Raw genomic sequence first — 12,521 nt, forward strand, 5'->3', positions numbered from 1 at the left:
TGGAGCGGCTGGTGTGCGACTTCGCCACATTCACCCGAATTCAGTTGAAAAATCAGAAGCCGGTGGAGGCGCAAACCTAAACCGGCTTCTGTTTTTGTTGCTGATGAACGCTTCGACGCGGCAGTGGCCGCTTTACTCGACCGTCACCGACTTGGCGAGGTTGCGCGGCTGGTCGACGTCCGTCCCCTTGAGCACAGCGACGTAGTAGGACAGCAGCTGCAGCGGGATCGTGTAGAGGATCGGCGCCAGGGCATCGTCGATATGCGGCATGTTGACCACGTGGGTGCCTTCGCCGTTGTCGATTCCGGCCTCACGATCAGCGAAAACGATCAGCTCGCCGCCCCGCGCGCGGACTTCCTGCAGGTTCGACTTGAGCTTCTCAACCAGCTCGTTGTTAGGCGCAACCGTAACCACTGGCATGTCGCTATCCACCAGGGCCAGCGGGCCGTGCTTGAGTTCGCCAGCCGGGTAGGCCTCGGCGTGGATGTAGGAGATCTCCTTGAGCTTGAGGGAACCCTCCATTGCCACCGGGTACTGGGCGCCGCGGCCGAGGAACAGGGTATGGTTCTTCTCGGCGAACAGTTCGGCGACCTTCTCCACCGTCTTGTCCATTGCCAGGGCTTCACCCAGGCGGGTCGGCAGGCGACGCAATTCCTCCACCAGACCGGCTTCCACGCCCTGCTCCAGGGTGCCATGTACTTGGCCCAGGGATAGGGTCAGCAGCATCAGCCCCACAAGCTGGGTGGTGAAGGCCTTGGTCGAGGCCACGCCGATTTCCGGACCTGCCTGGGTCAGCAGGGTCAGGTCCGATTCGCGAACGAGGGAGCTGGTACCGACGTTACAGATGGCCAGGCTGCTCAGGTAGCCCAGTGCCTTGGCATTGCGTAGGGCGGCCAGGGTATCGGCGGTTTCGCCCGACTGGGAAATGGTGACGAACAGGGTGTCCGGTTGCACCACCACCTTGCGGTAGCGGAACTCGCTGGCCACTTCGATCTGGCAGGGAATACCGGCCAGCTCTTCAAGCCAGTAACGTGCAACCATGCCAGCGTGATAACTGGTGCCGCAGGCGACGATCTGCACATTGCGCACCTTGGCGAACAGCTCGGTAGCGCGCGGGCCGAAGGCATTTACCAGCACATGGTCAGTGCCCAGGCGGCCTTCCAGGGTGCGCTGGACCACTTTGGGCTGTTCGTGGATTTCCTTGAGCATGAAGTGGCGGTATTCGCCTTTGTCAGCGGCCTCGGCACCTTCGTGGTACTGGACCTGCTCACGCTGCACCGGATGGCCGGCCTGGTCCCAGATCTGCACGCTGTCTCGACGGATCTCGGCGATATCGCCTTCTTCCAGGTAGATGAAGCGGTCAGTGACCTGTCGCAGAGCCAGCTGGTCCGAAGCCAGGAAGTTCTCGCCGATCCCCAGGCCGATGACTAGCGGGCTGCCGCTACGAGCGGCCAGCAGGCGATCAGGTTGCTTCGCGCTGATCACCGCCAGGCCGTAGGCACCGTGCAGTTCGGCAACGGCAGCCTTGAGCGCGACGGTCAGATCGCCCAGCTCGGCTAGCTTGTGGTGCAGCAGGTGGACGATGACTTCGGTGTCGGTATCGGAGCTGAATACATAGCCGAGCCCCTTGAGCTGCTCGCGCAGGGCCTCATGGTTTTCGATGATGCCGTTGTGCACCACCGCCAATTCGTCACCGGAGAAGTGCGGGTGAGCATTACGCTCGCAAGGGGCCCCATGGGTTGCCCAGCGAGTATGGGCGATGCCCAGTCGACCTGCGGCTGGTTCTGCGGCCAGGGCTTGTTCCAGCTCGGCCACCTTGCCGGCGCGACGACGGCGCACCAGCGTGCCCTCGCCATTGAAGAGTGCAACGCCAGCGCTGTCGTACCCACGGTACTCAAGGCGCTTCAGGCCCTCGATGAGGATTGCGGTGATGTTGCGCTCAGCGATGGCGCCAACGATGCCACACATGCTTGTTTCTCCTATTTCAATCGACACTCGCGCAGATCAACTTGACCCCGCGCGCAGTGATCTGGTCGCGCGCTTCCTGCGAAAGGCGCTCATCGGTAATCAGAGTGGTGATGCTGTTCCAGGGCAGCTCGAGGTTAGGCATCCGCCGCCCGACCTTGTCCGCTTCCGCCATCACGATGACTTCGCGGGCAACTTCGGCCATGACGCGGGACAAGCCCAGCAGCTCGTTGAAAGTGGTGGTGCCGCGCTGCAGATCGATGCCGTCGGCACCGACGAACAGTTGGTCAAAGTCATACGACCGCAGGACCTGCTCGGCAACCTGCCCCTGAAATGACTCCGAATGCGGGTCCCAGGTTCCACCGGTCATCAACAGCACAGGTTCGTGCTCCAGCTCGCGCAGGGCATTGGCCACGCTAAGGGAGTTGGTCATGACCACAAGTCCGGGCTTGCGGCCCAGCTCCGGAATCATCGCTGCGGTGGTGCTGCCACTGTCGATGATGATCCGTGCATGCTCGCGTATGCAGCCTACGGCCGCGCGGGCGATGGCCAGCTTGTATGAGGAAACGGGATGGCTACCCTCACCAATCAGCTCCTGCGGCATGGGTACAGCCCCACCGTACCGCCGCAGCAGCAGGCCGTTCTTCTCCAACGCAGTGAGGTCCTTTCGGATCGTCACTTCCGACGTGGAAAAAGCTCTGGCCAGTTCATCGACGCTCACTTCGCCCTGCTCATTGAGTAGCGCGAGGATTGCATGGCGACGCTGGGGAGTGTTCCGTTTCGTCATTAGCTAAGTTTCGATTCGAAAGATAATAGAGCAAATCAAAACCTAACAGCACGGATACGTCAACCCTGGAAACGACAAAAGGCGGCCTGAGCCGCCTTTTGTGAGAGATAAGCCTTACTTCTTGATCTTTTCCGGGCGCTTCCAGCCATCGATATTGCGCTGCTTAGCGCGGCCAACCGCCAGGGTGTTGGCCGGCACGTCCTGGGTAATGGTGGAACCCGCCCCTGTAGTCACGCCGTCACCCAGGGTCACCGGAGCGACGAGGGCGCTGTTGGAACCAATGAAGACGTCTTCGCCCATGACGGTCCGAAACTTGTTCGCACCATCGTAATTGCACGTGATGGTGCCGGCGCCAATGTTGGTCCGTGCGCCAATCTCGGCGTCACCCAAGTAGCTCAGGTGGCCAGCTTTGGCGCCCTCACCCATCACGGCATTCTTCAGCTCGACGAAGTTACCCACATGAGCCTTTGCACCCAGCACCGCGCCAGGACGCAGGCGGGCGAACGGACCGCAATCGGCGCCTTCACCCAGCTCGGCACCTTCTAGGTGACTGTTGGCTTTGACCACGGCTCCGCGGCGCAGGGTGCTGTCCTTGATCACGCAGTTGGGACCGATCAGCACTCCATCTTCGATCACCACCTTGCCTTCGAGGATCACGTTGATGTCGATCTGCACGTCCCGGCCCACAGTCACTTCACCGCGCAGGTCGAAGCGTGCCGGGTCGAGCAGGGTCACCCCCTGGGCCATCAAGCGGCGGCCTGCACGCTTCTGGTAGTGCCGCTCGAGCTCTGCGAGTTGGATGCGGTCGTTGGCACCCTGCACTTCCATCGTGTCGTGAGGATGCTCGGTGGCCACCACCAGCCCATCGGAAACAGCCATGGCGATGACGTCGGTCAGGTAGTACTCGCCCTGGGCATTGTCATTTGACAATCGTCCCAGCCAGTCAGCCAAACGCTTACCCGGTACCGCCAGGATGCCGGTGTTGCCCTCGCGAATGGCGCGCTGCTCCGGCGAGGCATCTTTGTGTTCGACGATGGCCTTCACTACGCCAGCCACGTCGCGGACGATGCGGCCATAACCGGTGGGGTCATCCAGCTCCACTGTGAGCAAGGCAAGTTGATCCTCGCTGACTTTCTGCAGCAGGCGCTCCAGGGTTTCCACTTCGATCAGCGGCACATCTCCGTAGAGAATCAGCACCCGCTCAGCACTCAACTGCGGCAACGCCTGGGCGACGGCATGGCCGGTTCCCAGCTGCTCGGTTTGCAGGACGAAGCTCAGGTCGTCTGCTGCCAAGCGCTCACGCACGGTCTCGGCGCCGTGGCCGATCACCACATGGATGCCTTGCGGCTGCAGCTTGCGAGCAGTGTCTATGACGTGACCCAGCATGGCTTTGCCGGCCACCGGATGCAGGACTTTGGGCAGCGCGGAACGCATACGCGTGCCTTGGCCGGCCGCGAGGATGACGATATCGAGGGACATAACGTGAATCACCGAGTCAGGCTGTTAACAAACAAGCGGAAAAGAAAAAGGGTAGCCAAGGCTACCCTTTAACTCGATTGCAATGAAGCCTGCGGGATTAGCCGCCGAACTTCTTGCGGATCTGCTGGACGGTGCGCAGCTGGGCTGCAGCCTCGGCCAGACGAGCAGATGCGTTGGAGTAATCGAACTCCGCGCCTTTCTCGTGCAGGGCCTTTTCAGCAGCCTTGAGGGACTCCTGAGCAGCAGCTTCGTCCAGATCGCTGGCACGCAGCACGGTGTCGGCCAGGACCTTCACCATGTTCGGCTGGACCTCGAGGAAACCACCGGAGATGTAATACACCTCTTCCCCACCACCCTGCTTGACCAGGCGGATGGGACCCGGCTTGAGGTCAGTGATCAGCGGGGCGTGGCCCGGAGCGATACCCAGATCGCCCAGGTTGCCGTGCGCAATCACCATCTCCACCAGACCGGAGAAGATCTCCGCTTCGGCGCTGACGATATCGCAATGGACAGTAATAGCCATACGCTTGCCTCACGTAAGCGCCCGTTGCCGGGCGCTCAGGGGGTTACAGTTTCTTCGCTTTCTCGATGGCTTCTTCGATGCCGCCGACCATGTAGAACGCCTGCTCGGGCAGGTGGTCGTAGTCACCGTTAAGGATGCCTTTGAAGCCAGCGATGGTGTCCTTCAGGGACACGTACTTGCCCGGCGAACCAGTGAAGACTTCTGCCACGAAGAACGGCTGGGACAGGAAGCGCTGGATCTTACGAGCACGGGATACCAACTGCTTGTCCGCTTCGGACAGTTCGTCCATACCCAGGATCGCGATGATGTCCTTCAGCTCTTTGTAACGCTGCAGAACATACTGTACGCCGCGAGCGGTGTCGTAGTGATCCTGACCAATCACCAGCGGGTCCAGCTGACGGGAGGTCGAGTCCAGTGGGTCGACAGCTGGGTAGATACCCAGGGAGGCGATGTCACGGGACAGTACGACCGTGGCGTCCAGGTGGGCGAAGGTGGTCGCTGGGGACGGGTCGGTCAGGTCGTCCGCAGGTACGTACACGGCCTGGATGGAGGTGATCGAACCGGTCTTGGTGGAGGTGATGCGTTCTTGCAGAACGCCCATTTCCTCGGCCAGGGTCGGCTGGTAACCCACAGCGGACGGCATACGACCCAGCAGCGCGGACACTTCGGTACCGGCCAGGGTGTAACGGTAAATGTTGTCGACGAACAGCAGAACGTCACGACCCTCGTCACGGAACTTCTCAGCCATGGTCAGGCCGGTCAGTGCAACGCGCAGACGGTTGCCCGGCGGCTCGTTCATCTGGCCGTATACCAGGGCCACTTTGTCCAGAACGTTGGAGTCCTTCATCTCGTGGTAGAAGTCGTTACCCTCACGAGTACGCTCACCCACACCAGCGAACACGGAATAACCGCTGTGCTCGATGGCGATGTTACGGATCAGTTCCATCATGTTCACGGTCTTGCCGACACCGGCACCACCGAACAGACCGACTTTACCGCCCTTGGCGAACGGGCAGACCAGATCGATAACCTTGATACCGGTTTCCAGCAGCTCATTGGAGCCAGCTTGTTCGGCATAGGTCGGTGCAGGGCGGTGGATTTCCCACTGCTCTTCTTCACCGATCGGGCCAGCTTCGTCGATCGGGTTGCCCAGCACGTCCATGATCCGGCCCAGGGTCGCTTTGCCCACCGGTACGGAAATGGCTTTGCCAGTGCTGTTGACGTCCAGGCCGCGTTTCAGGCCTTCGGTCGAACCCATCGCAATGGTACGGACCACGCCGTCGCCCAGCTGCTGCTGGACTTCCAGTGTGGTTTCAGCGCCTTGTACTTTCAGCGCCTCATAGACGTTCGGCACCTGGTCACGCGGAAATTCCACGTCGATAACGGCGCCGATGATTTGAACGATACGTCCGCTACTCATATCTGGTTCCTCTGAATATTTGAACCGTTCTTAAACCGCAGCAGCGCCGCCGACGATTTCCGAGATCTCTTGGGTGATCGCAGCCTGACGGGCCTTGTTGTAGACCAGCTGAAGTTCGCTGATCAGGTCACCGGCGTTGTCAGTGGCGTTCTTCATCGCGATCATCCGCGCCGCTTGCTCGGCTGCGTTGTTCTCGACGACCGCCTGATACACCTGGGATTCCACGTAGCGCACCAGCAGCCCTTCGAGGAGCTCCTTGGCGTCGGGTTCGTAGAGGTAGTCCCAGTGATGCTTGAGCTCTTGATCCGGATCGGCCACCAGCGGAACCAGTTGGTCCACGGTCGGCTTCTGCGTCATTGTATTGACGAACTTGTTGGAGACCACGAACAGGCGATCAACACGGCCTTCCAGGTATGCATCGAGCATCACCTTGACGCTGCCGATCAGATCGTTGATCGACGGCTCTTCGCCGATATGGCTGATAGCTGCAACGACGTTACCGCCGAAGTTGCGGAAGAAGGCCGCACCCTTGCTACCAATCACGCAGAGGTCGACCTCTACGCCTTGCTCGCGATAACCCGCCATGTCCTTGACCAGGGCCTTGAACAGGTTGGTGTTCAAGCCGCCGCACAAACCACGGTCACTGCTCACCACGACATAACCGACGCGCTTCACTTCGCGCTCAATCATGAACGGATGGCGGTACTCCGGGTTGGCGTTGGCCAGATGACCGATCACCTGGCGGATGCGCTCCGCGTAGGGACGGCTGGCAGCCATGCGCATTTGAGCTCTGCGCATCTTGCTGACCGCCACCTTTTCCATGGCGCTGGTGATCTTCTGCGTGCTTTTGATGCTCGCAATCTTGCTGCGAATCTCTTTTGCGCCTGCCATTTGACACCTATCAGGTTAGCAGGCGGGGGTCTTGCGACCCCCGCTGCGGCTTACCAGGTTTGGGTGGCTTTGAACTTCTCGATACCGGCTTTCAGGCCTGCGTCGATTTCGTCATTGAAGTCACCCTTCTCGTTGATCTTCGCCAGCAGAGCGGCGTGATCCCGGTTGAAGTAAGCAATCAGGGCCTGCTCGAAAGCGCCGATCTTGGCGACTTCGATGTCCTGCAGGAAACCACGCTCGGCGGCATACAGGCTCAGCGACATGTCGGCAATCGACATGGGCGCATACTGCTTCTGCTTCATCAGCTCGGTGACGCGCTGACCATGCTCAAGTTGCTTGCGGGTAGCCTCGTCCAGATCAGAAGCAAACTGGGCGAAAGCCGCCAGCTCGCGGTACTGCGCCAGAGCGGTACGGATACCACCGGAGAGCTTCTTGATGATCTTGGTCTGGGCTGCACCACCAACACGGGATACCGAGATACCGGCGTTTACGGCCGGACGGATACCCGAGTTGAACATGGCCGATTCCAGGAAGATCTGACCGTCGGTGATGGAGATCACGTTGGTCGGAACGAACGCGGAAACGTCGCCAGCCTGGGTTTCGATGATCGGCAGAGCGGTCAGGGAACCGGTCTTGCCAGTCACGGCGCCATTGGTGAACTTCTCGACATACTCTTCGGAAACGCGGGAAGCGCGCTCCAGCAGACGACTGTGGAGATAGAACACGTCGCCCGGGTAGGCTTCGCGGCCCGGCGGACGGCGCAGCAGCAGGGAGATCTGACGGTAGGCAACGGCTTGCTTGGACAGATCGTCATAGACGATTAGTGCGTCTTCGCCGCGGTCGCGGAAGTACTCGCCCATGGTGCAGCCGGCGTACGGTGCAATGAACTGCAGTGCAGCGGATTCGGAAGCACTGGCAGCCACCACGATAGTGTTGGCCAGGGCGCCGTTTTCTTCCAGCTTGCGAACCACGTTGGCGATGGTCGATTGCTTCTGACCGATGGCAACGTAGACGCAGCGGATGCCGCTGTTCTTCTGGTTGATGATGGCGTCGACTGCCAGTGCGGTCTTGCCGATCTGACGGTCACCGATGATCAGCTCGCGCTGGCCACGGCCTACCGGAATCATGGCATCGACCGACTTATAGCCGGTCTGTACCGGCTGGTCGACCGACTTACGCCAGATCACACCCGGTGCGACCTTCTCTACAGCGTCGGTGGCGACGTTGTTCAGAGGGCCTTTGCCATCGATCGGGTTGCCCAGGGCATCGACTACGCGGCCCAGCAGTTCCGGACCAACCGGTACCTCGAGGATACGGCCGGTGCACTTGGCGCTCATGCCTTCAGCGAGGGTCAGGTAGCTACCGAGGACCACGGCACCGACGGAGTCTTGTTCCAGGTTCAGCGCCATACCATAGACGCCGCCAGGGAACTCGATCATCTCGCCGTACATCACGTCGGCCAGGCCGTGGATGCGCACGATACCGTCGGACACGCTAACGATGGTGCCTTCGTTGCGGGCTTGCGAAGAGACGTCGAGTTTCTCGATACGTCCCTTGATGATTTCACTAATTTCGGAAGGATTGAGTTGCTGCATTGCTCTGCTGCCCCTTCAAACTCAAGATTTCAACGCTTCGGCCAGTTTCGCGAGCTTGCCGCGAACCGAGCCATCGATAACCAGGTCGCCGGCGCGGATGACGACGCCGCCTATCAGGCTGGCATCCTCCGCGGCGTGCAGACGCACTTCTCGGCTGAGCCGTGCGCTGAGAACCTTGGCGAGTTTGTCTTGCTGTTCATCGCTCAATGCGAAGGCACTGGTGACCTCCACGTCTACCGACTTCTCCTGCTCGGCCTTGTAAAGCTCGAACAGTTCGACGATTTCCGGCAGCAGCACGAGGCGGCCATTCTCGGAAAGGACGTGGATGAAATTGCCTACCTGGGCATCAAACTTGTCGCCAACTACCTCGACAAAGGTGTTGGCTTTCTCTGCGCTCGTCAGTCGCGGGGCTTTGAGCACTTGCTGCATGGTGTCGTCCTGCGACACCGCAGCGGCCAGGCCTAGCATGGCCGACCAAGCGGCCAGCTGCTGATGGGCCTGGGCGTACTCGAAAGCAGCCTTGGCGTAAGGTCGGGCCAGCGTGGTCAGTTCTGCCATGATCGCCCTCGCTTAAATTTCGGCTGCCAGTTTGTTAACCAGCTCCGCATGCGCGTTTTGATCGATAGTGGCACCCAGGATCTTCTCGGCGCCATTAACGGCCAGGCTACCCAGTTGGGCGCGCAGCGCGTCTTTGACACTGTTCAGTTCCTGCTCGATCTCGGCCTGAGCCTGCGCCTTCAGGCGCTCGCCTTCGGCGCGTGCCTGATCGCGAGCTTCGTCGACGATCTGGGTACCGCGCTTTTTGGCTTGCTCGATGATTTCAGCTGCCTGAGTCTTGGCTTCGCGCAGTTGCTGACCCACTTTCTCATGGGCCAGCTCCAAGTCACGAGCCGCACGGTTGGCAGCGTCCAGGCCATCGGCAATCTTCTTCTGACGGTCCCGCAGAGCAGTGATGACCGGAGGCCACACGAACTTCATGCAGAACAGTACGAAGATGAAGAAAGCAACGGACTGGCCGATCAGGGTTGCATTAATGTTCACGCCAACACCTCGCTCGTTCGTTGTCAGTCGAATCCTCGATCAACGAGGATTACTGGGCTACCTGAGCAATGAACGGGTTAGCGAAGGTGAAGAACAGAGCGATACCAACGCCGATCATGGTTACGGCGTCGAGCAGACCGGCAACGATGAACATTTTGACTTGCAGCATCGGAACCATTTCCGGCTGACGCGCAGCGCCTTCCAGGAACTTGCCACCCAGCAGACCGAAGCCAATGGCAGTACCCAGGGCACCCAGGCCAATCAGCAGAGCTACGGCGATCGCGGTCAGACCTACTACAGTTTCCATTTTTCCTCCCGACTTTATGTCGTGTTGGTTAAGGGTTAAGTGAAGCGGTAAAGCGAAATCGTTTATTCCCACTGCCCTTTCGGGCTTTCCCACGCTGGTTGGCGTGGGACCATCTCGAACTTGAAGACACCCTCTTGCGCCCTTCGGGCGCCTCCTCCCGGAAGGGAGAAGGTCGTCAGGTGCGCTTCGCGTTCTTAATGGTTGTCCTCATGCGCCATCGACAGGTAGACGATGGTCAGCATCATGAAGATGAAGGCCTGCAGGGTGATGATCAGGATGTGGAACACAGCCCACGCCCACTGCAGTGCAATGCCCAGGCCGCTCAGCAGCAGAATGCCCGCGCCGAACATCACAGCGATCAGGATGAACACCAGCTCGCCGGCGTACATGTTGCCGAACAGACGCAGGGCCAGGGAGATCGGCTTGGCCACCAGGGTCACGAACTCGAGCAGGAAGTTGACCGGGATCAGAATGATCTGAACCAGGATGTTCTTGCTGCTGAACGGGTGCAGGGTCAGTTCGCCGAGGAAACCGCCGATACCCTTCACCTTGATGCTGTAGAAAATGATCAGGCCAAATACCGAGAGGGCCATGCCCAGGGTGGCGTTCGGGTCGGTGGTCGGCACAGCGCGGAAGAACAGGTGCTCGTTACCAGTGATTTTTGCAGCGAGGACCGGAATCCAATCCACTGGCACCAAGTCGATGGCGTTCATCAGGAAGATCCAGACGAAGATGGTCAGCGCCAGGGGAGCGATCAGCGGGTTACGGCCGTGGAAGGTGTCTTTCACGCTGCTGTCGACGAAGCTGATCATCACTTCGACGAGGTTCTGCAGGGCGCCCGGCTGGCCGGAGGTGGCCTTCTTGGCCGCCATACGGAAGAGCAGGACGAAGATCAGACCCATGGCCACGGACCACCCCAGGGTGTCCACATGGAAGGCCCAGAAGCCCATTTCCTTGGCTTGCTCAGCGGTGTGGGCAAAGCCCCACTCGCCCGAAGGCAGTTGACCGAAGGTCAGGTTCTGCAGGTGATGCTGGATATAGCCCGAAGCGGTTTGCTCTGCCATGTTTGCCTCAAACGCCCTAAGGTTTCGAATATCTTGTTCTCATCAGCAGGGGCGCGAACCAGCTGACCGCCTGGGTCAGCAGGAAGACGCCGAATACCGCCAGCGCCTCCAGGGGTTTCACTCCTGCGAACGTCAGCGCAAACAGCACTGCCGTCAAAATCAGCTTGCCCATCTCACCGGCATAAAAAGACCGGACTATCGCTTGGGCGGCCCGGGCTCCGCTAAAGCGGAAAGCCTTGTGGGCGAAATACAGGTTCGGCAACCAACAGATCAGGCCACCACACAACCCAGAGTATCCAGCGACCGTGCCTCGCCACTGCCAGAGAACGACGGCGGCAATCAACAACACGACCAACTGGGCCAGCAGCACCGGAAAAACCGGCAAACGATGGAAGGGCAGGCGGTTTGGCGTGCGGGTATCCATCGCGGCGAATCCTCTGGCGTCGGCGCCTTGAATCAATAACTTGGCATAGTTTGTGCCGACAAAATTGCGCGCAGAGTATAGGGGGGGGAATCCCCCCGTTCAACTGTCGGGTAGTGAATTCCGACTGTCGCTACAGCACCAATTGTTTCAGCGGATGTGGGCCAGGACGCCCTGTAATTCGTCGAGGGAGTTGTAGCGGATGACCAGTTGGCCTTTGCCTTTCTGGCCATGCTTGATCTGCACGGGAGCGCCCAGCCGCTCAGCCAGGCGCTGTTCAAGGCGGCTGATGTCCGGATCCGATTTGACCGGTTCGACAGCTTTCTCCTTGCTGGTCAACCAGTGCCGGACCAGTGCTTCGGTCTGGCGCACAGTCAGGCCCCGTGCGACAACATGTCGCGCCCCTTCTACCTGCCGCTCAAGGGGCAGACCGAGAAGCGCCCGTGCATGTCCCATCTCGAGGTCACCATGGGAGAGGAGGGTCTTGATCTCCTCCGGCAGGCCGATCAGGCGCAGCAGGTTGGTGATGGTGACGCGTGATTTACCGACTGCTTCCGCGACCTGCTGCTGCGTCAGCTGGAACTCCTGCTGGAGGCGTTGCAGGGCAATGGCTTCCTCGATCGGGTTGAGGTCCTCGCGTTGGATGTTTTCGATCAGCGCCATGGCAATGGCGGCTTCATCAGGGACTTCGCGGACCATGGCCGGAATCTTGTCCAGCCCAGCCTGGTGGCTGGCACGCCAGCGGCGTTCGCCGGCGATGATCTCGAAACGACCGCCGCCGATCGGACGCACGACGATGGGCTGCATGACGCCCTGGGCCTTGATCGACTGGGCCAGTTCTTCGAGGGCGGTCGGGTCCATGTCGCGGCGAGGCTGGTACTTGCCGCGCTGGATCAGGTCCAGCGGCACGTATTGCAGTTCACGCGTATCGACCTGAACGGCTTCTTCTTCCAGCTTTGTGACGGAACTGCCGCCCAGCAGGGCGTCCAAGCCACGGCCCAGACCTCGTTTTTTCGCGGCCATGCGGA

Annotated in this window: 13 protein-coding genes; all 13 read right to left on the reverse strand. The window is 60.2% G+C overall.

The features are described 5' to 3' along the window. Nucleotides 1-132: 132 nt before the first annotated feature. Complete coding sequence (glmS, locus tag OXH74_RS08050) at nucleotides 133-1,968, reverse strand: glutamine--fructose-6-phosphate transaminase (isomerizing) (protein ID WP_215375667.1); 1,836 nt, start codon at nucleotides 1,966-1,968, stop codon at nucleotides 133-135. A 16-nt stretch (nucleotides 1,969-1,984) separates the two neighbouring features. Further along, a complete protein-coding gene (locus tag OXH74_RS08055) occupies nucleotides 1,985-2,752 on the reverse strand; it encodes a DeoR/GlpR family DNA-binding transcription regulator (RefSeq protein WP_215375670.1) in 768 nt (255 codons plus the stop codon). A 114-nt stretch (nucleotides 2,753-2,866) separates the two neighbouring features. Further along, nucleotides 2,867-4,231, reverse strand: coding sequence for a bifunctional UDP-N-acetylglucosamine diphosphorylase/glucosamine-1-phosphate N-acetyltransferase GlmU (gene glmU, locus OXH74_RS08060; protein ID WP_375740773.1), 1,365 nt, complete (start codon nucleotides 4,229-4,231; stop codon nucleotides 2,867-2,869). A gap of 97 nt (nucleotides 4,232-4,328) precedes the next feature. Continuing rightward, nucleotides 4,329-4,754, reverse strand: a complete 426-nt coding sequence (locus OXH74_RS08065) for a F0F1 ATP synthase subunit epsilon (protein WP_215375676.1) — start codon at nucleotides 4,752-4,754, stop codon at nucleotides 4,329-4,331. A 43-nt stretch (nucleotides 4,755-4,797) separates the two neighbouring features. Beyond that, nucleotides 4,798-6,174, reverse strand: coding sequence for a F0F1 ATP synthase subunit beta (atpD, locus tag OXH74_RS08070; protein ID WP_215375680.1), 1,377 nt, complete (start codon nucleotides 6,172-6,174; stop codon nucleotides 4,798-4,800). Between the two features lie 30 nt (nucleotides 6,175-6,204). Then, a complete protein-coding gene (gene atpG, locus OXH74_RS08075; RefSeq protein ID WP_215375683.1) occupies nucleotides 6,205-7,065 on the reverse strand; it encodes a F0F1 ATP synthase subunit gamma in 861 nt (286 codons plus the stop codon). Nucleotides 7,066-7,115: 50 nt separating this feature from the next. Beyond that, entirely contained in the window at nucleotides 7,116-8,660 is a 1,545-nt protein-coding gene (atpA, locus tag OXH74_RS08080; RefSeq protein ID WP_215375686.1) for a F0F1 ATP synthase subunit alpha, read from the reverse strand. Nucleotides 8,661-8,681: 21 nt separating this feature from the next. Further along, entirely contained in the window at nucleotides 8,682-9,218 is a 537-nt protein-coding gene (locus OXH74_RS08085) for a F0F1 ATP synthase subunit delta (protein WP_215375689.1), read from the reverse strand. Nucleotides 9,219-9,230: 12 nt separating this feature from the next. Then, entirely contained in the window at nucleotides 9,231-9,701 is a 471-nt protein-coding gene (locus OXH74_RS08090) for a F0F1 ATP synthase subunit B (protein ID WP_215375692.1), read from the reverse strand. A 49-nt stretch (nucleotides 9,702-9,750) separates the two neighbouring features. Further along, a complete protein-coding gene (gene atpE / locus OXH74_RS08095; RefSeq protein WP_003457994.1) occupies nucleotides 9,751-10,008 on the reverse strand; it encodes a F0F1 ATP synthase subunit C in 258 nt (85 codons plus the stop codon). 194 nt (nucleotides 10,009-10,202) lie between these two features. Then, the gene (gene atpB, locus OXH74_RS08100; RefSeq protein WP_215375697.1) at nucleotides 10,203-11,072 is read right to left on the reverse strand and encodes a F0F1 ATP synthase subunit A; all 870 of its coding nucleotides are present in this window, start codon (nucleotides 11,070-11,072) and stop codon (nucleotides 10,203-10,205) included. A 16-nt stretch (nucleotides 11,073-11,088) separates the two neighbouring features. Then, a complete protein-coding gene (locus OXH74_RS08105; protein ID WP_215375702.1) occupies nucleotides 11,089-11,496 on the reverse strand; it encodes a F0F1 ATP synthase subunit I in 408 nt (135 codons plus the stop codon). 147 nt (nucleotides 11,497-11,643) lie between these two features. Then, on the reverse strand, nucleotides 11,644-12,516 hold the full coding sequence (locus tag OXH74_RS08110; protein ID WP_375740774.1) for a ParB/RepB/Spo0J family partition protein: 873 nt from the start codon (nucleotides 12,514-12,516) through the stop codon (nucleotides 11,644-11,646). Nucleotides 12,517-12,521 lie beyond the last annotated feature (5 nt).

The organism is Metapseudomonas boanensis (assembly GCF_042232855.1).
GTDB classification, from domain to species: Bacteria; Pseudomonadota; Gammaproteobacteria; order Pseudomonadales; family Pseudomonadaceae; genus Metapseudomonas; species Metapseudomonas boanensis.